Source organism: Sphingopyxis sp. NFH-91, assembly GCF_021401285.1.
GTDB lineage: Bacteria > Pseudomonadota > Alphaproteobacteria > Sphingomonadales > Sphingomonadaceae > Sphingopyxis > Sphingopyxis terrae_A.
In genome coordinates this window covers 1-19,386 of sequence record NZ_JACBGA010000010.1, presented here as the reverse complement: position 1 = coordinate 19,386, position 19,386 = coordinate 1, and the positions used below count along the sequence as shown (strand labels likewise).

General features: G+C 64.5%; 16 protein-coding genes and 1 pseudogene. 8 read left to right on the top strand and 9 right to left on the bottom strand.

Going from position 1 to position 19,386, the window contains the following annotated elements; genetic code table 11:
* Positions 1–65: 65 nt before the first annotated feature.
* Positions 66–971: an endonuclease/exonuclease/phosphatase family protein gene (locus L0963_RS17370; protein WP_234180844.1), complete on the bottom strand. Its 906-nt coding sequence runs from the start codon at positions 969–971 to the stop codon at positions 66–68.
* 140 nt (positions 972–1,111) lie between these two features.
* Between L0963_RS17370 and L0963_RS17365 the strand changes: the two genes are divergently transcribed.
* Positions 1,112–1,387 (top strand): HU family DNA-binding protein, encoded by a 276-nt coding sequence (locus L0963_RS17365; RefSeq protein WP_037553418.1) that lies wholly within the window; start codon positions 1,112–1,114, stop codon positions 1,385–1,387.
* A gap of 248 nt (positions 1,388–1,635) precedes the next feature.
* Here L0963_RS17365 and L0963_RS17360 read toward each other — a convergent pair whose 3' ends face one another.
* Complete coding sequence (locus tag L0963_RS17360) at positions 1,636–2,148, bottom strand: SOS response-associated peptidase family protein (RefSeq protein WP_234180841.1); 513 nt, start codon at positions 2,146–2,148, stop codon at positions 1,636–1,638.
* Between the two features lie 55 nt (positions 2,149–2,203).
* Between L0963_RS17360 and L0963_RS17355 the strand changes: the two genes are divergently transcribed.
* Together L0963_RS17355 and L0963_RS17350 are read left to right on the top strand one after the other, a co-directional pair.
* Positions 2,204–2,821, top strand: a complete 618-nt coding sequence (locus tag L0963_RS17355; protein ID WP_234180839.1) for an SOS response-associated peptidase family protein — start codon at positions 2,204–2,206, stop codon at positions 2,819–2,821.
* A complete protein-coding gene (locus tag L0963_RS17350) occupies positions 2,818–3,255 on the top strand; it encodes a DUF1810 domain-containing protein (RefSeq protein WP_234180836.1) in 438 nt (145 codons plus the stop codon). The genes L0963_RS17355 and L0963_RS17350 overlap by 4 nt, the downstream gene beginning before the upstream one ends.
* 12 nt (positions 3,256–3,267) lie before the next feature.
* Here the strand turns inward: L0963_RS17350 and L0963_RS17345 are convergent, their stop codons facing one another.
* Complete coding sequence (locus tag L0963_RS17345; protein ID WP_234180834.1) at positions 3,268–3,825, bottom strand: cytochrome b; 558 nt, start codon at positions 3,823–3,825, stop codon at positions 3,268–3,270.
* A 221-nt stretch (positions 3,826–4,046) separates the two neighbouring features.
* On the opposite strand from L0963_RS17345, the gene L0963_RS17340 reads away from it, so the two are divergent.
* From L0963_RS17340 to L0963_RS17325, 4 genes and pseudogenes are all read left to right on the top strand, one after another.
* Positions 4,047–4,835 carry an ImuA family protein gene (locus L0963_RS17340; RefSeq protein ID WP_234180832.1) on the top strand — a complete coding sequence of 263 codons (789 nt, stop codon included), beginning with the start codon at positions 4,047–4,049 and terminating at the stop codon, positions 4,833–4,835.
* Positions 4,741–6,546 carry a DUF6504 family protein gene (locus L0963_RS17335; protein ID WP_326490201.1) on the top strand — a complete coding sequence of 602 codons (1,806 nt, stop codon included), beginning with the start codon at positions 4,741–4,743 and terminating at the stop codon, positions 6,544–6,546. Before L0963_RS17340 ends, L0963_RS17335 begins: the two co-directional genes overlap by 95 nt.
* Positions 6,543–7,775: pseudogene (locus tag L0963_RS17330) on the top strand (PHP domain-containing protein); the annotation flags it as partial. The gene L0963_RS17335 and the pseudogene L0963_RS17330, both read left to right, overlap by 4 nt.
* A 50-nt stretch (positions 7,776–7,825) precedes the next feature.
* A complete protein-coding gene (locus tag L0963_RS17325; protein WP_234180830.1) occupies positions 7,826–7,972 on the top strand; it encodes a DUF2274 domain-containing protein in 147 nt (48 codons plus the stop codon).
* A gap of 28 nt (positions 7,973–8,000) precedes the next feature.
* Here L0963_RS17325 and L0963_RS17320 read toward each other — a convergent pair whose 3' ends face one another.
* The 4 genes from L0963_RS17320 to L0963_RS17305 are packed head-to-tail and all read right to left on the bottom strand — an operon-like array spanning position 8,001 to position 15,260.
* Positions 8,001–8,927, bottom strand: a complete 927-nt coding sequence (locus tag L0963_RS17320; RefSeq protein WP_234180828.1) for a LysR family transcriptional regulator — start codon at positions 8,925–8,927, stop codon at positions 8,001–8,003.
* A 2-nt stretch (positions 8,928–8,929) separates the two neighbouring features.
* Positions 8,930–10,720 (bottom strand): CocE/NonD family hydrolase, encoded by a 1,791-nt coding sequence (locus L0963_RS17315; RefSeq protein WP_234180826.1) that lies wholly within the window; start codon positions 10,718–10,720, stop codon positions 8,930–8,932.
* A 44-nt stretch (positions 10,721–10,764) separates the two neighbouring features.
* Positions 10,765–12,297: an AbgT family transporter gene (locus L0963_RS17310; protein ID WP_234180824.1), complete on the bottom strand. Its 1,533-nt coding sequence runs from the start codon at positions 12,295–12,297 to the stop codon at positions 10,765–10,767.
* Between the two features lie 56 nt (positions 12,298–12,353).
* The gene (locus tag L0963_RS17305) at positions 12,354–15,260 is read right to left on the bottom strand and encodes a TonB-dependent receptor (protein WP_234180822.1); all 2,907 of its coding nucleotides are present in this window, start codon (positions 15,258–15,260) and stop codon (positions 12,354–12,356) included.
* 154 nt (positions 15,261–15,414) lie between these two features.
* Between L0963_RS17305 and L0963_RS17300 the strand changes: the two genes are divergently transcribed.
* On the top strand, positions 15,415–17,421 hold the full coding sequence (locus tag L0963_RS17300) for a CapA family protein (protein WP_234180820.1): 2,007 nt from the start codon (positions 15,415–15,417) through the stop codon (positions 17,419–17,421).
* Here L0963_RS17300 and L0963_RS17295 read toward each other — a convergent pair whose 3' ends face one another.
* Positions 17,422–18,690, bottom strand: a complete 1,269-nt coding sequence (locus tag L0963_RS17295; protein WP_152998866.1) for a site-specific integrase — start codon at positions 18,688–18,690, stop codon at positions 17,422–17,424.
* 64 nt (positions 18,691–18,754) lie between these two features.
* Positions 18,755–19,096: a hypothetical protein gene (locus L0963_RS17290; protein ID WP_234180818.1), complete on the bottom strand. Its 342-nt coding sequence runs from the start codon at positions 19,094–19,096 to the stop codon at positions 18,755–18,757.
* Positions 19,097–19,386 lie beyond the last annotated feature (290 nt).

The following is a 19,386-nucleotide window of genomic DNA, read 5'->3' as shown; positions in this document are numbered from 1 at the left end:
GACAGGTAAGTGAAACGTGCCGGGCGCGGATGGTTCCGTAGGTTACTTCGAGGCCCGGAATTTTTCTATCGCCGCAGCGTGACCGCGATCGGGCAGTGGTCCGAGTAATGCTTCTCGCCGGGCGCATAGAGCGTCTCGCTGAACCCCGTCCGGTCGGCAGCGGCGCGCCGGTCGAGCACGATATGATCGATGAAACTGTCGTAACGCGGATCGCAGGCCGGCGGCTTGCCCGCGTCGGCGAGGGTCAGATCGGCGTTCGCCGGATCACCATCGTCGATTTCGGTCCAGATCATATCGCCGGGAAGCGCGAGCCGGCGGTTCCAGTCTCCAAGCACCGCGAAGCGGTCGGGCCCGGCGGCGGCCCCATCGATCCAGGCTTCGAGCGCCGGAATCTGATCCTGGAATATGGGGCAGGCCTTCGCCTCGCTCCCGGAGAAGCAGCCTGACTTGAGGTGGATGCCGAGAAGGCGGATCGGTGTGCGGCCCTCGGGGCGGAGCGTGATGTCGACGCCCGAGCGAAGCTGTTCGTTGCCGCGCATCAGCGACGTCACATCGGCATGGCGATCGAAGGCCATGTCCTTGCGGATCGCAAAACCGACCGCCTGGCGGATCACCGTCTGCGACGGGAACTTGCCGCCGCAGGTGCCGCCCGGCGCGCCCTTCCGGGCTTCCATGATCACGACATATTTGGCGGGGTCGAAGACCCGCGCTGCGGCGGCCTCATTCTCGGCTTCCTGAAAGGCGATCACATCGGCGTCGAGGTCGTCGACGATGCGGCGCATCGCTGCATAATCGCTGTCATCCCTGGGGTTGCAGCCTTCGCCGTTCCTCGCGGCGAGAAATTCAAGGTTCCAGCTCGCGAGCTTGATCGGTTTCGATGGAATAGTCGGGTTTGCGGGTGCGGAGGTCGCGGGCGCGCAAGCAGTGGCAAGCAGGAGAAGCGCGGATGCGATGAGGCGGTGGGGTAGCATCGGCCGCTACTGCCGCACGTCGCCACCGAGTGCAACTCGCCGTTCCGCGCCTTGGCGCGGCGCAGATGGCGCCGATCCGTCCGCGGCGCTATAGCGCCCGCCCGGCCGGGATCCTTCCGGTCGCTCAAGGAGATGATTTTATGAACCACGCCGAACTGTCGGACAGCGTCGCAACCGCACTTGGTCTGAGCAAGGCCGATGCGAAGAAGGCTGTCGATGCCGTTTTCGCCGCGATCACCGACGCCGCCGCCAAGGGCGACGAAGTCTCGGTGAACGGCTTCGGCAAGTTCAAGGTCAAGGAATCGGCCGCGCGCGAAGGTCGTAACCCCTCGACCGGCGAAACCATCCAGATTGCGGCTTCGAAGAAGCTGACCTTCGGCGCCGCGAAGGCCGTCAAGGACCGTCTGAACGGCTGAGCCGGTACGTCCCGCCGGTGTGCCGACGGGACGGCCGCGCGGCGGCATGTCGGGCGCGGCATCTGATGAGCGCGCTCTGGCCTCGCAGGCTCGGCCAGGGGTCGCACTTTTGTTTTGGCCGCGCGGCACACTCGGCTCGCTATCCTTGCGGTGCGTCGGCTAGGCACGGACGCGCATCGCACGCCGCCCCGCTGCGGGCTCGCCAAGAGTGCGGTTGTGCGGGCCCTGCGGGCCGGCGACATCATGATCTAGAGCGGAAGCTCTGCCTGTTTGCGCAAAGGCTCAACGAACAGCGTATGACGCGGTGGTTCCTCGAACAGCAGCTCGTTCGGCAGGCTGCCGTCGAGCCAATGGTTCGCGTCGCGCCGCTGGATGATCACGCCGTGGCGCGACTGATAAGGAATGACATCGGCGCCCGCCGGGATGGTGAGGATGCGGTAGGACAGCGGCCAGTCGGCAAGTGGCGGGTCCCACACTGCGGCGAGATAGAAGAAATTGCCGCTGTCGAGCGTCACCCGGTAGCGGTGGTCGCCGGTTCCCATGCGGAACTCGGACGCCGGGATCAGGCAGCGGCGCGCCGGGAAGGCACGGCCCTCGGCGCGCACGAAACGATAATTGATCCCGTCGTTGAACCGCGGGTCGGAACCCCAAACCGCTTTGACCATTTCGATCTCGGTCATATTGTCGGGATTGCGCCGGACGAGCGCCTGCACGCCTCCGCTCGGGGCGTCGGGATCGAAAGGGGTTGGCGCGATACCCATATGTGGAACATAATGGGAACGATGTTGAGTCGCAAGGGCGAGGGGACCGACGCGCATGTGCAATGATTATCGGCTCGAGGTAGACATCGCGTCGATCGCCGAAGACTTCGACAACCTCCAGATCAAGATCGATATGCCCGAGGGCGCACCGAACGTGCCGGCGCGCGAGGATGTCCGCATCACCGATACCGCGCCGATCGTGAAGAGCAGCGACGGCGCCTCCGCCGGATCGATTGTCAACCGGCGCTGGAGTTGGCCCGGACAGGGCGGCAAACCGGTCTATAATGTGCGCTCGGAGCGCCGCGATCTCGGCATGCAGCGATGCCTCGTCCTCTGCGACGGTTTCTACGAGTTCACCGATCCCACCGACCCCGCGCAAAAGCGGCTCGACAAGTGGCTGTTCACGATGAAGGACCATCGCTGGTTCTGCATGGCCGGTGTGTGGCGCGACAGCCATGTCGGCGAAGCCTTCAGCCTCCTGACCATGGACGCCGGTCCCGACATCGCACCCTATCACCATCGCCAGATCATTCCGCTGCCACGCGATCAATGGGCCGCCTGGCTCGATCCGCGCGTTCCGGCCGAGGACATATTGAAATGGCTTCCCGAAGGCAGCCTTGAGGTCACGCAGGTATATGGCAAGCCCCCTGCGCAAGGCGCTCTTGCCTTATGACAAACGAAGAGGGGCTCGACCTGTTCGTGACGGCGCAGGAGCAAATCTATGCGCGCGCGCTCGGCGAGATTCGCCGCGGCAAGAAGTGCTCGCACTGGATGTGGTTCATATTCCCGCAGCTGGCAGGCCTTGGCCGAAGCGCGACGTCGAAGCTCTACGGTCTCGCGGGAGCCGATGAGGCGCGGGCCTATCTGGCCCATCCGCTTCTCGGCGCGCGCTATGCCGAATGCGTCGAGGCGATCCAGGACCTGCCCGCAAGCGACCCGGTGGCGGTCTTCGGCGAGGTCGACACCGTCAAGCTGCGTTCGTCGCTGACGTTGTTCGAGGCCGTGAGCCGGCGGCCGCTCTTCTCCGCCGCGCTCATCCGCTGGTTCGGCGGCGAGCGCGATGAGCGCACCCTGGGCCTGCTCAGCCGCGACGACAGCATGCCGTGACGCCGACGCGTGTCAGCCGCGCGGATTGCGAAACAGCGGCAGCATCCGGTGAAGCACTTCGTCCTTGTCGAAAAAATGATGCTTGAGCGCGCCGAGAACATGCAGCCCAAGCACGACGTAAATGGCCTTCACCATCAGCTTGTGTATGTCGCCGAGCTCTTCCGCGAGATCCTCATTCAGCGGTAGCGGAAGATTGGGTGCGGGCACGGCGCCGTAAAGCGGCACTTCGGGCGCGCCGCCCGCCGACGCTGCGGCCCAGCCGAGAAGCGGGGCGCCGATCATCAGCACATAAAAGAGGATATGGGTCGTGCGCGCGAGCAGCCGTTCCCATGACGGCATGCCGCCGGGGAAGGCCGGCCAGGGATGGCCGAAGCGCCAGCCGAGCCGGATAAGGCTGAGCGCGAGGATCGTGATCCCGACCGATTTGTGCAGCTGATAATAGCCGAGTTTCTCGCTGTCCGAGGCGTCCTCCATCCAGCCGCCAAAGGTGGCATTGGCGATGATCAGGATGGCGATCGTCCAGTGCAGGACGATCGAGACGGTGGAATAGCGGCTGTGCTTCTCGCGCATGATTCGCCTCGCAATAGGTCCGTCACCGGTCTTCCAATGCTTTGGCGGCGATCCTCGTTCCGTCAGCACGACGCAGCCGTCACGATCATGAGCCCAATTTGTTGCGCTTTTACAGAGGCTGAGCGGAAGGCGCACACCGATTCCCGGCGGTTCGTCGCGGCCCGCTTGACGCGCCCTTTGACTCGGTGGAACATAAAGGGAACATTTGAGTCGATATTCCCATGAGCACGACGCCCCAATCTGCACCTCGGCCAAGTGCCAGAGATATCGACGTGCTTCGCGCGGCGGTGGCGCGTGCAGCCGCCTCGCGCGGGCCGGTCCTGCCGTTCGGCGTCGGGCCGGTCGATCATCTTCTCGCTGGCGGCGGGCTCGATGGCGCAGGCCTGCATGAGGTCGCGGGCGCCTCGGCAAGCTGGAGCGACGACGCTGCGGCAACGCTCTTCGCGGCTGGAATCGCGTCGCGCTTCGCGGCGGCGCCCGACGTGTCGGCGCTCTGGGCGCTCACGCGGTTCGATCTCTATGCCCCCGGTCTCGAACAGGCGGGGCTCGGTCCGGACCGCGTGCTCTATGCTCAAGGCAGGACCGACAAGGAACTGCTGGCGCTGTGCGAGGACGCGCTGCGCGATGGTTCGCTCGCCTGCGTCGTTGCCGAAGTGAAAGCGGCCGATCAGACCGCGACGCGCCGGCTGCAACTGGCCGCATCCGAGGGCAACACGCCGATGATCCTCTATCGCCGGTACCGGCGTTACGGCCAATGCCCGCTCGCCGATCCGTCGCTCGCAATGACCCGCTGGCGCATCGGCATCTTGTCGTCGGGCCGCCTCGCCTCGCCCGGCGTCGGGCGCGGGCGCTGGAATGTCGAGCTGGTCCGGCAGCGCGGCGGGCCGCCTTTTTCCCTCGAACTGGAGGCGTGCGATGACCAGGGTCGCCTCGCTCTTCCTGCCGCAACTGCCGATCGAGCGGTTGCGCCGGGCAGAACGGACACCGTTGCATTCGGGCACGCCGCCTGATCGGGCGCGGGCTGGTCCGCGCTGCCCCGAGCCTGTCGACGACAATCCCGGCACCTGTTCGGTGCCGCGCGGCGGCGGCTGGCGTCCGGGCGCGCGCTGGGCGCAAGGCACGCACTCCGGCAGGCCGTCGCTCGACGCCCTCCCGGCGCACCAGCGACCGACGATGCGCGAGCTGGGACGGCGGAGCGAAGCTGCCGCACCGGTGTTCCGGGCGTTGCGCTCGGACGACGGGACGTCGGGCGGGCTCGCTGCGCCGCTGCCGCCGCTCTGGGGCCTCCGTCCGACGATCGTCGTCGCGCGAACCGGCCAGCGCGACGTCGTGACCGCCGCCTGTCCGGCGGCGCTCGATCTCGGCCTCGTGCCCGGCATGGCGGCCGCCCATGCGCGCGCGCTGGTCTCCGATCTCGACATACTCGACGCCGCACCCGACGCCGATCGCGCGTGGCTCGATCGCCTTGCGCTCCACGCCGCCCGCTGCTGGACGCCGACGGCGGCGGTGTCGGGCACCGACGGGCTGTGGCTCGACCTGTCGGGCACGACGCATCTCTTCGGCGGCGAAGAGCGTTTCGCGGCGCGTCTGCTCGGTTTTCTGCGGCGCCTCGGCTTCACCGCGCGTGTCGCGATCGCCGGCACGCCGGGCGCCGCGCACGCGCTCGCGCGCTATGGCGGCGCGGGCGTGGGGATCTTGCCGGAAGGAGGCGAGAGCGACGCGCTGGCGCCTTTGCCGCTGGCGGCGCTCCGGCTGGCGCCGGAGGCGCTCGCCGCGGCGGCGCGCTTCGGGATCGAGCGGATCGCCGATCTTTATCCGATGCCGCGCGGGCCCTTGGCCCGGCGGCTCGGGCGCGGCGCGGTCGAGCGGCTCGATCAGGCGCGCGGCTTTGTGCCCGAGCCGATCGTTCCGGTCGTGCCGTTCGACATGCCCGAGGCGCGCCGTTCCTTGCTCGAACCGATCGGGACCGCCGAGGCGATCGAGCAGGTCATCGCCGACCTGCTCGGCGATCTCGTGCTCGCGCTGCGCGAGCGTAGTCTTGGCGTGCGGAGCCTCGTCTTGCGCTGCGACCGGCTGGACATGGGCGCGCAGTTCATCACCGTCGGGACGGCGCGCGCGACGCGCGACGCGAAACATCTGATGCGCCTGTTCAGACTCCGGATCGACCGGATCGAACCGGGGCTCGGGATCGAGACGATGGTTCTCGCGGCGCCGCAGGTCGAAGCGCTGGCGCCCGAGGCGATCGCCGCCGCCCTCGACACGGCACGCCAGGCGCCCGACCTCGCTCCGCTCGTCGATGCGCTGGCCGGCCGCGCCGGCGATGCCGCGCTGTTCCGCCTGTCCGCGATCGAAAGCGATGTCCCCGAGCGCGCGATCGTGCGCGCCGGGCCTTTGGTCAAGCCCGCCGGCTGGCCCGTCTGGCCGCGGCCGATCCGGATGCTCGCGCGGCCCGAGGCGCTGTCGGGCGTCGTCGCCTTGCTTCCCGACCATCCGCCGCGCCGCTTCGCGTGGCGCGGGCGGAGCTATGCCGTGGTCGCAGGCGATGGCCCCGAGCGGATCCATGGCGAATGGTGGCGTCGTCCCGGCGAGATGTGGGCGGTTCGCGACTATTTCCGGGTCGAGGCGACAAGCGGCGAGCGCTTCTGGCTCTTCCGCCGCGGCGACGCGATCACCGACAAGACGGGTGACCTCAGCTGGTACATGCATGGCGTGTTCGGATGACGGAACCCGTTACGACCTATGTCGAACTCTACGCCACGAGCCATTTTTCCTTTCTGCGGGGGGCCTCTTCGCCCGAGGAATTGTTCGCGGCCGCCGTTGCCCTCGGCCATTCGGCTCTCGGGCTTTGCGACCGGGGCAGTGTCGCCGGCATGGTGCGCGGCCTGTCGGGACAGGAAACAACCGGCGTCCGGCTGATCGCGGGGACGCGCGTCGACCTCCGCGACGGTCGCTCGATCCTCCTCTATCCGACCGATCGCGCGGCCTGGTCGCGGCTGACCCGGCTGCTTTCCTTGGGGAAGGCGCGCGGCGGCAAGGGCAATTGCTGGCTCGACTGGCCCGATGTCGCGGCCGCGGCCGAGGGCCTCGTCGCGATCCTCCTGCCCGGTGAAGCCGACGAGCGGGCGCGGCTCGATCTCGCCGAGCTCAGCGGCGCCTTCGGCCCGCGCGCCTTTCTCGCGCTCGCGCTGCGCCGCCGGCCCGGCGATTTCGCGCGGCTTCGCGCGCTCGATGCGCTGGCGCAGGAGCTCGGGGTGCGGAGCGTCGCGCTCGGCGACATCCTCTACCATGCGCCCGAACGGCGCCCGCTGCAGGACGTGCTGACCGCGATCCGCGAGAAGACGACGGTCGATGCACTCGGGTTCAAGCGCGAACGCTTCATGGACCGGGCGTTGAAGAGCCCGGCCGAAATGGAAAGGCGCTTCGCGCTCTTCCCCGACGCGATCGCGGCGACCGCCGACATCGCGGCAGCCTGCCGCTTCGACCTTGGCGAGATCCGCTACCAATATCCCTATGAGCAGGTGATGGAGGGCCGCACCGCGCAAGAGGCGTTGGCGGCGTTGACCGAGGAAGGTGCGAACCGGATGTTTCCGGGCGGCGTGCCGCCTGCCTATCGGAAGCAGATCGCGCATGAGCTGCGCCTGATCGGCGAGCTCGGCTACGCGCCCTATTTCCTGACCGTCAATTCGATCGTCGCCGAGAGCCGGCGCCGCGGCATATTGTGCCAAGGGCGCGGGTCGGCGGCGAACAGCTGCGTCTGCTTCCTGCTCGGCGTCACCTCGATCGACCCGATCAAGCACGAGTTGCTCTTCGAGCGCTTCGTGTCGGGCGAGCGCAAGGAGCCGCCCGATATCGACGTCGACTTCGAGCATGAGCGGCGCGAGGAAATCATCCAGTGGATTTACGAGACCTACGGCCGTCATCGCTCCGCGCTGACCGCCGTGGTCACGCGATCGTGGAGGAGAAGCCTGTAAAGCTCTCGGTCGAGTTTTCGGGTGCTTTGATGCGCGACCTCACCGACTATGCCGCGGTTCATGCGCGCTTGAATGGTCTCGCCTCGCCGCTACCGCTGGAGAAGCTGATACCGCCGATCGTCGACCGGTTCATCGCGAGCGATCGCGAGTTCAGCAAGCAACGTCGCAGGGAGTGAGGTTCACCCAGGCGTCGTCGGCGATCCGTCAGGAGCCGAAATAGGCTTTGACCTCGTTGCGGAATTCCTGCGTCAGCCTGGACGGGCGCGACACATTGGATACGGCAAAGGCATATTCATGGGTGATGGGCGGCTCGAATGGCCGGGTCACCAGCGGCTTGTGGAGGTACGGCTTCACCAGAAGTTCGTTCAAAATGGCCATTCCATTGCCTCGCGCGGCAAGCGCGCAGGCCGACCCGTGGGTGTGGGTCTCGACCGCGACAACGGGTCGAAGCCCGAAGGAGGCGAAGGCTGCATCGACCTGCGTCCGCCAGTGGCGGCCCGCGCCGAGAAGAATGAGCGGATGCTGACCGATCTCGGCCGGGGTGATGGTGGCGTGACCAGCGAGGGGATGATCCTCGTGCATGACGCATACCGAGCCGCTCGCAACAATCTGCTCGATCGCCAGATCATTTTCTTCCGCGGGCAGCTTCACGAATCCGCAGTCGACGTAGCGCATCGCGATCATGGTCCGTGCCGTCTCGACACTGCGCGAGTCGATGTTGAACTCAACGCCCGGGAAGCGCTCGCGAAACCGCGAGACGATATCGGGCAGGATGCCCTCGGCAAAGCTCGGCGGTGCAACGATCCGGATCGTTCCGGCCGAATAGCCTGCGATGTCGCGAACAAGGCTGTTGAACCTGTCGATGCTGGCGAGGGTCAGCTCGACCTCCTGGATCAGCTTGGTCCCGTCGGCGGTCGGCACCAGCTTGCCGCGATCACGGTAGAACAGGTCGAAGCCGACCTGCGTCTCGAGCTGCGCGATGACGCGGCTGACCGCGGGCTGCGACAGCGACAATTGCTTGCCTGCCGCGGTCGCGGACCCGGTGCGCATGATCTCGGAGAAGACGCGAAGTGCGCGGAAACTGACATCCTTGTCGGGCTCGACGCCGGCCGGCGCACGCGGCTTTCGCACCGTCAGTCCGCTCCGTCGATCACGACCGGCAGCAGGATTTGCGAGGCCTGGTTGCCGCCGAGGTGGATGCTCGTCTCCGCGACAACCGGCGCCAGTCCCTCGATCCGCCAGTCGGTATTGGGATTGATGTCGAAGTGCGGGAAGTTGCTGCCGGCGATCTCGATCCGGATGCGATGCCCGTTCGCGAAAAGGTTGCTCATCGGAAAAGACGCAATCTGCACGCGATAGACCTTTCCCGGCTCCATGGCTTCAGGGGCCTCGAACGAATTGCGGAAGCGCATCCGCACCAGCCCGTGCGCAATGTTGAGCGCATAGCCCTCCGGATAATCGGCGCTCGCCGGATAAACATCAACGATTTTGATCGTGACGTCGGTGTCGATGGCCGTCGAGCTGACGAACAGGTCGGCTATGGCCTGGCCGGTCAGTTCGACATCGGCGCGCAGTATCGGCGTCTCGAAGGTCAGGACGTCAGACCGATCGGCCAGTGCCCGTCCCGCCACGCTCGAACCGAAGAAGTCCGGTCCTTCCCGCTGGTCGAATCCGCCGGCCTCCATGACCGGCGCGCCCGAGGCGATCGCTCCGCCGATTGTCGGAACCGGACGATGCGGGTCGTGCACAAATTCGCGGGCATCGGGCTTGGAAGGTGGCGTCTCGCCGAGGCTTCCGTCGGCATGCAGATGGAACGGGGTCATCCGCATGGCGGGGAGCGGCCAGTTGGCGGCACTCCGCCATTGCCCGCCATGGTCCAACCGCCCGCTCGACAGGCGGCGGCCTGTTCCGCCGCCCATGGTGAAAAGATAGACCGAAGCAGGTAGCGGATCGGTCGCGGCGTCCCGCATATGGCAATCGAACCAGCGCATGCGGAGCGTGACATAGTCGCCGAACAGATGGTCGAGGGTCGATTGCGGTCCGAAATCGGCATCGCCCGAAAAGGTCAGCGAGCGCTTGCCATGCGTCCACGGGCCCATGATCAGCTTTACCGGGCCGCGCTTACGCGCCGCAAGACCCGTGAAATTCTCGACGGCCGTCAGCGCATAAGGGTCGTACCAGCTCGACATATGCACCATCGGCACATCGGCGAAGCTGTCGTACCAGCCTCGGGCATAAAGGCCGCGCTGCTTCCAGAAGTCGGTAAAACTGTCCGCATTCCATTGCTCGAGGATGAAATCCTCATACTCGGGCGCCGCACTGATCGGAGAATGGCCGGGGCGCCATTTCTCCACGCCAACCCAATCGCGAATGTCCGCGGCCTCGAGCGCCGCGCGCCGCGCCGGGTCGGCCAGGGTTTCGGGAGCGAGCAGCGCGTGTTTGAACGCCCAGGTCAGCTGCTTCAGCTCATAGGCGCCGCCCTGACGGATCCCGCTATGATAGGCGCTCGAGAAGCCACCTGAATCCAGGAACATCGCCGCGAGACCCGGTGGATCGAGCGTGGCGAGCGCGGCCTGGACATGCGCGCCATAAGAGAGGCCGAGCGTCCCGATCCGGCCGTTGCACCATGGTTGGTCCATGATCCATGCCATCGTGTCTTCGCCATCTTCGGCTTCCGCCAGATATTTGCGGAATACGCCCTCCGAGCCATAGCGGCCCCGGCAGTCCTGAAGGACAAAGGCATAGCCATGGCGGGCAAAGATTTGTGCAAGCTCGGGCTTCGAGAGCGGTGTCTGATCGGCAGCCGAGAAGTCCGCGTGGTTGGTGCCGTCCTTGTCATAGGGGATGCGCTCGAGGAGCACCGGGAGCGCGGCGCCCTCTACAGGCAGATAGACATCGGTCGCCAGATGCACGCCGTCGCGCATGGGTACCATTGCGTTGCGTATCACCCGAATATCCATTGTCTCGATCATCGGGCGGCCATCTCATAAGTTGCGGCCGCGCCAGGGCCCACGGGGAGTTCGAAGCTTGTCCAGGCTCCGATGAGGCAGAGGCCGGTCAGCCCGATCGCGATCGAAAAGGGCAGCATCAGCGCGATCAGCGAGCCGACGCCAAAATCCTGCCGCCAGCGCTGTGCGAGGACGAGGACCAGGACGAAGTTCGCCGCTACCGGGGTGACGATATTGAAGATCGAGTCGCCCATCCGATAGGCTGCGGTCGTCATTTCGGGCGACACGCCGAGCAGCATCAACATCGGCACGACGATAGGCGCCATCGCGCTCCACTTCGCCGAGGCGGATCCGATGACGAGATCGAACACCGAGGACATGAGCAGCAGGAGGATCAACATCACCGGGGTTGCGAGATGCTGTGCACGAAGCCAGTCGGCACCGTTGATCGCCATGACAGGACCAAGGTTCGACCAGGCGAACATCGCGATGAAATGGGCGGCGAAGAAGGAGATGACGAGGAAAGGCGTCATGGTCGCGAGGCCCTCGGTCATCATCTTCACCACGTCGCGGTGCGATTTGATCGTGCCGACAGCGGCGCCATAGGCCCAGCCGCAGACGAGAAAGAGCAGCATGAAGCCTGCCACCAGCGAGGCGTAGAAGGGTCCGAGCCGTGCTGGCCCCTCTGCCGCGGTGTCGATGAGCGGGGTGTAGCTCGGCCATAGCGCAAGGGCCGCGAAGAGCAGCGCGATGGCGAGGGCTGCAACCCCGGCGCGGCGCAGGCCTTTGCGCTGTGCCGCCGGATCGGCTTGATCCTCGATCTCCCCCTCGGGCGGCGAACCGGTCCAGGCGCCGAGGCGGGGCTCGACGATGCGGTCGTTCACGAACCAGGTCACGGGGATCAGGATCAGTCCGAGCGCGGCGGTGAAATACCAGTTGCCGAGCGGATTGAGCATATGGTCGGGGACAAGCAATGCGGTCGCCGACTTGGTAATGCCGAGCATCAGCACGTCGAACTGTCCCGGCACAAGATTGGCCGCGAAGGCGCCGGAAATGCCGGCATAGGCAATTGCAATCCCCGAGAGCGGGTGGCGTCCCGCCGCCGCGAAGATGATCGCCGAGAGCGGGATCAACACGACATAAGCGGCATCGGCCGCCTGATGCGACAGCAGCCCGATCAGGAAGATCGCCGGGCTGAGGAAACGGGTCGGGACGCCGCGCATCGCGCGGGTCATGAGGGCTGTGAACAATCCCGAGCGCTCGGCGACCGCGGCGCCGAGCATGACGACGAGGATCAGTCCCAATGGCGGGAAATGCGCCATCGTCTCGGGCATCTGGGTCAGCAGCTTGCCGACATTCTCGGCGGAGAGCAGGCTCTTCGTCGTGAGCGTCTCGCCGCTCACCGGGTTGACCGCGCTCCAACCGAGCAGCGCCGCGGCGACCGAAACGCCGACCAGCGCGGCAATAAGGCCAAGGAAGATGAAGACCGGGTCGGGAAGAGCGTTACCCCAGCGTTCGACCCGGTCCAGCCATTTTTCCGTCTTTCCTGACATGGTCGACGCGCCCCGCCTAATTGGGGCCGCGCCGCTGTCGGCGCGGCCGAACCCGATCACATCTTTACCGAGAAGCTGGCGTAGACGAAACGGCCGCGCGCATCATAGGTGTAGATGTCATAGTTGATCGGGGCATTGGCGTAGGAAGCCGGCGGTGCCTTGTCGAACAGGTTGTTGACGCCGAGGCTGAAGCGCGCGGCATCGTCGTTGATGCTGAAGCCGACTTCGAGATCCGTATAGATGATCGACTTGGTGCGCGCATCCTTGACGGCATTCACGACGTCGGTCGTCGGGCCGATATAGCGGCCGCGCAGCATCACATCGACGGCATCGCCGGTCCAGCCGAGCGAGGCCTGACCCTTCCAGTGCGGATAGGTCGCGCGCGGCGTGTCGCCTTTGCCGGCGCGCTCATCGACGATCGGGTCGCCGCCGGCGGGGTTCGGTGCCGTGGTCCGGAACGAATTGAGATAAGAGGCGTCGATCACGGCCGAGATGCGTCCGATGTCGGTGCTGAAGTCGTACCGCAGCGTCGCGTCGACCCCGTCGGTCGTGATCGAGTTCAGATTTTGCGCGCCCTGCAGGAGTTGAAGGATTTCGCCGGTCCCCGCATCGCGGGTGACGAGGTCGCAGAACACGCCCCCGCGCACCGCGCACAGCTGCATGATCTGGGTCGGCGTCTGGGCCGCGATCGCGTTCTTGATCTTGATCTTGTAATAATCGACCGTCAGCGACAGCCCGCGAATGCCGCTCGGCGTGATGGCAATACCGCCGCTGAAGGTATCGGCTGTTTCGGGCTTGAGACCGACATTGCCGCTGATCACGCCGGCAATCAGGCCGTTGAGGTTGAAGTTGACCTGGTTGTAACCCGCCGGCACGCCCGCGCACCCGGGAAGGCCTGCATTGGCCGCTGCGCCGCCATTGCAAGGGTCGATGCCCTGGAAGCTCGCCTGCCGCGCACCCTGATAGAGTTCCAGGATCGACGGTGCACGGAAGCCCTGCGAATAGGTGCCGCGCAGAAGGATGTCGTCGATCGGACGATAGCCGACGCCGGCTTTCAGCGTCACCTTGTTGCCGACCGTCGAATAGTCCGAGTAGCGGCCCGCGAGGCTGAGTTCGAGGCTCTTCGCAAAGGCCTGGTCGCGGAAGATCGGTACATTCAGCTCGGCATAGGCTTCGTGCAGGTCGTAGCTGCCGACGGTGGCCGTGCGTGTCTGCCCGGTGGTCTTCGTATAGAGCGCGGGATTGAGATAGGTCGGGGCGGCATTGACGATCGGATCGGGCGCGTCGAAGCCACGATTCTGACGATATTCATAACCGACTGCGAGCGCGACCGGCCCTGCGGGCAGGTCGAACAGGTTCCCCGTCACGTTGAACGCGGCGTTATAGAGTTCGGTGCGATTATATTCACGCGTCGTGAAGCGAATGAAGGCCGCCTGCTCGGCGGTCATCGGCGCGAACAGGTTGATCGGCACGCATCCCGCCGCCGCAGCGCAGGCCGCGGGCGACCCGAGCCCCAGGAACAGATTGTCATAGTTGATGCCATTTTCGGCGACCGTGTTGATGCTGTTCTTCGAATAGGAGCCGAAGACGTCCCAGCGCCACTCGCCACCCCCGATCATGAAACTGCCGTCGACCCCGACCGAGAAGCGGATCGTCTCGACGTCCTGAATATTGTTGCGGTTGCCGACGTCGGTCATCACCTTGCGGATGCGCCACGCGCTGTTGGCCCCGAACGCGAGTGCATTGGCGGTGGGAACGCCATTGGCGGTGCCGAAGGGGTTGAATGCCTGGTTGTTGGGGATGGAGAAGCCGCGAACCGAACCCGCGGTACCGCCGACGTCGAGCAGCACGGGCGAGAAGAGCTGGTTCGACTTGCGCCGGTTATAGACGCCCTCCAGCTTGATCGTGACATCGTCGGTCAGTTCATAGTCGAACCGGCCATAGAAACCGTAGCGTTCCGACGGGCCCGCCGAGTAGATGCCCTGCGCCTGCGTGTTGTAGAAGTCGCCCGGAAGCGCGCCGACATGGAAAGCATTGTCGGCGCTATTCCCCGCGCCGATCGTCGCGCCATTGTTGAGCACGATCGGGTTCGCCGAACTGGCGAAGCCGGCGCCGGTGCCGAAATAGGCATTGTTCGCGAGGCCCGGCAGGATGAACAGCCCATTGGGGTTATTGCCCACCGCGGTTTGCGGGACGAGCGTCAGCGTCGTCAGGTCGCGCGCGTCGGTGCGGATCGGACGCGAGCGGAAATAGCTGCCCGACAAAATGATCGAAGCGCGGTCCCAGGTCTTGCCGACAGTCAGCTTGCCGCCAAGCTCGGCGCCATCGCCCTGGGTGGTGATACCGGCACGGACGGAGCCGCGCAGCCCATCGAACGGCTGGACCGTCTTGATGTTGACGACGCCCGCGATCGCGTCGGCACCGTAGATTGCCGACGCACCGTCCTTCAGGATTTCAATGCCATCGATCATGCCCTGCGGCATCGTGTTGAGGTCGACGAAATCGCGGAAGCCGCGCTGGCCTACACCGTCGACCCAGCGATGCCCGTCGACGAGAACGAGGACCCGGTTGCCGCTGCCTTCGCCGCCGCCGAGATAGCGCAGGTTGATCGAGCTGGCGCCGTAGGAGGTGCCTTGCGTGCCGTTCGAATTGAGGCTGACGCCCGCCGAAGGCAGTTTCTGGAGCAGGTCGCCGATCGACGAGGTGCCCGACTTGGTAATGTCTTCGGAGGTGACCGTCAGGATCGGACCGACCGAGGCCGCATCCTTGCGTCCGATGCGTGAACCCGTGACGATGATATCGCCGCCGGGATCGACGTCCGTTGCCGTGTCCTCTTCAGCTTCCACCGTATCTTGTGCCTGAACCAGCGACGGCCAGGCGAGGGCGCCAAGGCTGATTCCGGCGGCGGCGGCAAGTCTGGCAAGCTGGATACGCCGGGCGAAACGAGCGGATGCGATGGTCATATTGTCCCCCAATCTGTGATTCGCAGATGGCTTAGGGCCAAGCGCTGCCGCAAAAAATATTATGACAGCTCTACATACAGTCATAACAAAAGTGCATGACATTGCCCTGCATTGCTCACTCTTCGTATGACGCGCTTAGAGAGAGGGGACGACGATGCGAGCGAGCTTCAGCACACCCACGCGCCGGCAACTGATTGGTGCCGGAATTTCGGTGGCTTTTCTGCCGGTTCTGACGGGCGCGGGAAAGCGGTCGCTGCGGATCAGTCTCTTGGGTCAGTCGCTCATTAAGACGGATTTACGGGCTATCGGCTGGACCGGCCTGGCGGAGTTTAAGCAACTGCTGGACGGGCGCGATGCGGTTTTCACCGACCTTGAAACGGTGATCGCCGGACCGCTTGCGGGCAAGTCGACACGGCCCGCGGACAGCGAGGTGCTGCATGTCGGAGAGCCGTCGGTTATCGATTGCTTGCAGGCGATCGGGGTGAATCTCGTCGCGACCTCCAACAATCACGCCTGGGATCTCGATACCGGCGGCATCTTGTCGACGATCGACGCGCTTCGTTCGCGGCGGCTCACCTTTGCAGGGACCGGCGCCAATCTGGCGGAGGCGAGCGCGCCCGCAGCTTTGAATGGCTCCAATGCCGTCGCGCTGGTGTCTGCGGCCGCAGGCGCGATCCGTGATGGCGCTGCGGCCACCGACAGCCGGCCGGGCGTAAACGAGTTACGCCGCGCGCCCGATGGTGCGCTTGTGACATTGGATGTCGAACGCTACGACCTTGAGCGCACCGTTGCCTGCATCGCCAAGGATGCCGGCCATCCCGATCCCGATGGTTTCAGCCGGCGCTGGATGCGGCGATATAATGTCGACGGCCGAAATCCTTGGAAGGTGGCGGCGGAAGGCGGCGATGATTTTCACGCGCTGGACAAGCGGGTCCGGGCGATCTTCGACATGTCGCGCAACCAGCCAGCGGGCGACCTCGGTGGTCGGCCGCTGGTTACCGGCAGCCCGCAACCGCACAGCATCGAGACCCGCGTTATCGGCATGCGCGTCGCGGTGCATCTATCGGGCAGCGACACAGCGCTGCTCGCCGGCCAAACCCTGCTGGCGGTTATCGACACGCTGTTTGCTACGGTTATCGGCCTGCGGATCGGAGCATTCGTCGAGCGCTTTGATATCGATCTCGTGGAAAGCGATGTTGCCACAGCACCGAGCGTTGATTTCGATGGCAATAAAATGCGCGCCAAACTTCATTGGCCTGCCGGATCGACACCCGCCGATCATCTCGGTGAGAGCGGAACCCATAGCCAATTCCTGCTTCTCTCGACGCTGATGCTCGTCGCGACCTCACTCGCCGACCGGCAAAAAATATCTCTGGAGAAGCTTTTTCGGGAAGAATCGCTCCTTGAGCGCGTCAGCGCCGCAGTCGCGAGTTCGAACAGCCGCATCCGGGCGATGAACAGTCCAGCGTCGCGACTGACGGATTGGAACGAGCTATCGCTCGAGCGGTTTCCGCCGAAGGCCGACCGGCCGGTAATTGTAAGGGTGCCAGAGGCTGATCCCGAAGAAGAAACAATCAGCGAGCGATACGCGACTGGCGATCACCGCAGCGTCGAAGTGCGCTCTATCTTGGACATTCCGCAATGGGAGCAGGCCCGCTGGATCGGCGTGATGCTCGGTCTGCAGCATGATCTCCCGATCGTCGGATTGCACTTTGAGGATCGCGAGGCGGGACGCCAAATTTTCGAGCGTTGGCGCGAACGGTTCGGCGCACGAGATGCCGAAGGGGCTATCCACATCGCGATCTTGCGCGAACTACCTGGTCGGCCCCCGTCCCACTATGCGGTGCTATTGATGGCGGGAACTGAGCCAGGGGATTTCGCTGGTACGCTGGTGAGCATGCCGAGCCGCCTCAAGCTGCTCGAACCTGCCGCCGACACGAATCTGAGGTTCTTTCTCGATAACTATCCCGCGGGTGGCTCGTTCATTCTGGTTCCCACTTACGTGAAGGAGAATGGGGAGCCCGATCTGATGATGGACCTTGCCATACTAAAGCATGACCTCTCGATCCGGAGAGTAGCCGATATCGGCAAGTCCGATTTGGAGATCATCGGAGTGCAGCTTCTCGAGCAAATGGAAGCGCGCGACGGTTCGCTGCCTTGATCAGGCGGCGAACTTCATCTTTGCCGCCTTCCGCACGCCAGTCTCGAGATGTTTTGCGATCTCGTCCGAAGTGCGGCTGACTGCCAGCTTCACGGCTTCATCGATATGAACATAGTCCTGCGTCACACTTTGCGACGCGTGGCCTAGCATCGCGCGGATCGTGAGCTCGGAGAAGCCGAGTTCGCCCGCCATGCTCCCGAAGGTGTGGCGCAGCGTATGCGGCGTTACACCCTCGATGCCGGCCGAGCGGCATAGCCGGGCCAGGCAGTCGCTGACGGCGGTAAACGGGCCTTCGCCATTCGACGCTGGAAAGACGTAGGGGCAGCCAGCAATCTCGGGCTGTGCGACGACGATCTTGATCGCCTCGGGTCCGATCGCCCGATATTGCGCGTCGCTCTTCGTGTCGGGGAACGCGACGTAACCGCCCATGGGGTTAACCCACTGCCGCTGCAGCGCCTGCGCCTCTTCGCGCCGATAGCCGGTCAGAAGGAGCGTCCTGACAATTGCGAGCGCAACGGGGTTCTCGGAACCCAGTTCGGCCCGGCCGATCGCCCGACCCAGCAGCTCGATCTCGGCGATGCTGAGACGCCGGGTCTTCTTCTTGGTCGCGAGCTTCTTCGCGCCCTTCGTGGGATGTTCCGCAATCAGTCCCTTGTGCTTTGCATGGCCTAGGATGGCCTGGAGGGTGCCGAGGCTCCTCCCGGCAACGCCGGCACCGCCCGTCGGGCGGCCGCCGCGCCCGCCCGAAGGAGGCTTTCGGGTCTGACCGGTTGCAATGTCATTTTGCATTGCCTCGACGTCGGCGATCGTCAGCTTCCGCACGAGGCGTTTGCCCATCAGCGGGATGATATGCGTTCGGATGCGGCTCTCATCCATGTTGAGCGAGGTGTCCTTGATCGGGCGGTTCTTCCGTCCAAGAATGCGGCCGGCTCGCGCTTCGACGAGATACCATTCGCACATCTCGGCGACATTGAGATCCTTCCGGACCCGGCGCGACTCCTCTGCGGGATCTTCGCCAGAGGCGACCTTGCCCAACTGAATCTTCGCGAGCTCGCGGGCTTGCTCGACCGTCATCACTCCGAAGCGCCCGATCTTCACTCGCCGAACCCGGCCTTCCTCATTCATATACTGGATGACGAAGGTTTTCGTCCCGGTTGCGCCGACACGGACACCGAAACCTTTGATCTCGGTATCCCAAAGAAATGCCTGGCCTGTCGCTGGTGCAGCCAGCGCATCGACCGTCCGCTTATTGAGCTTTGCAAGCGCCACAAGTTCCTCCATCATATTACGCGAGGGTGGGCGATTCGAAAAGTAATAAGGACGTAATAGAAATTCACCGCTTCGCAGGGTAGGTCGAGGATAGAATATCGTAGGTTGAAGTCAACAAAAGCTTGCTTTTTAGTGCCTTGGCGTAGAAAAAGAAGTTCTGGCGTAGTTGTCGTAATTTCTTGCCAAGGTTGGGGTCGAGGGTTCGAATCCCTTCGCCCGCTCCAGAAACCGCAGTTTTCTGCGGTTTATTTGACCCCCTGTTTTCTGAAAATCCAAAATCCGGTATATACGGATCACATACGGATATGTGATTTGGAGGAGAGGTTTTGGAAAAATTGGGTCTTAACGAATCCACGATTGGCAGCATCGATTCACAGGAATCGAAAAGTCCCAGTGGAAAGAACATCTTGAAATCGAAGACTTTCAAGGACGGAGGCATCTACCTCTTCGTTCGTGGGGACTATGTGAAACCGACATGGATGTGTCGGATCAAGGCACCGGGGATGCCGGGATACGTCTATAAGTCCACGAGGACGACCGACGAGCATCAGGCATACAAGTTTGCCGACGACCTCTAGGCGAGCACGTCGGTTTCGGCCTCGTCCATGCAGGCGCCGAGCTTGGGCCAACGGGTGCGCAACTGGTCGGCGACCTGTCGCCAGACCTGCGTTGCGCTTTTCTGATCGGGCTGCAGGA

What these genes read in the sequence shown, in the direction of transcription:
- L0963_RS17365 (WP_037553418.1), top strand. Translation starts at nt 1,112, where the DNA reads ATGAACCACGCCGAACTGTCGGACAGCGTCGCAACCGCACTTGGTCTG.
- L0963_RS17345 (WP_234180834.1), bottom strand. Translation starts at nt 3,825, where the DNA reads ATGCGCGAGAAGCACAGCCGCTATTCCACCGTCTCGATCGTCCTGCAC.
- L0963_RS17370 (WP_234180844.1), bottom strand. Translation starts at nt 971, where the DNA reads ATGCTACCCCACCGCCTCATCGCATCCGCGCTTCTCCTGCTTGCCACT.
- L0963_RS17300 (WP_234180820.1), top strand. Translation starts at nt 15,415, where the DNA reads ATGCGAGCGAGCTTCAGCACACCCACGCGCCGGCAACTGATTGGTGCC.
- L0963_RS17360 (WP_234180841.1), bottom strand. Translation starts at nt 2,148, where the DNA reads ATGGGTATCGCGCCAACCCCTTTCGATCCCGACGCCCCGAGCGGAGGC.
- L0963_RS17290 (WP_234180818.1), bottom strand. Translation starts at nt 19,096, where the DNA reads ATGTTCTTTCCACTGGGACTTTTCGATTCCTGTGAATCGATGCTGCCA.
- L0963_RS17350 (WP_234180836.1), top strand. Translation starts at nt 2,818, where the DNA reads ATGACAAACGAAGAGGGGCTCGACCTGTTCGTGACGGCGCAGGAGCAA.
- L0963_RS17340 (WP_234180832.1), top strand. Translation starts at nt 4,047, where the DNA reads ATGAGCACGACGCCCCAATCTGCACCTCGGCCAAGTGCCAGAGATATC.
- L0963_RS17305 (WP_234180822.1), bottom strand. Translation starts at nt 15,260, where the DNA reads ATGACCATCGCATCCGCTCGTTTCGCCCGGCGTATCCAGCTTGCCAGA.
- L0963_RS17325 (WP_234180830.1), top strand. Translation starts at nt 7,826, where the DNA reads ATGCGCGACCTCACCGACTATGCCGCGGTTCATGCGCGCTTGAATGGT.
- L0963_RS17355 (WP_234180839.1), top strand. Translation starts at nt 2,204, where the DNA reads ATGTGCAATGATTATCGGCTCGAGGTAGACATCGCGTCGATCGCCGAA.
- L0963_RS17335 (WP_326490201.1), top strand. Translation starts at nt 4,741, where the DNA reads ATGACCAGGGTCGCCTCGCTCTTCCTGCCGCAACTGCCGATCGAGCGG.
- L0963_RS17315 (WP_234180826.1), bottom strand. Translation starts at nt 10,720, where the DNA reads ATGCGCGACGGCGTGCATCTGGCGACCGATGTCTATCTGCCTGTAGAG.
- L0963_RS17310 (WP_234180824.1), bottom strand. Translation starts at nt 12,297, where the DNA reads ATGTCAGGAAAGACGGAAAAATGGCTGGACCGGGTCGAACGCTGGGGT.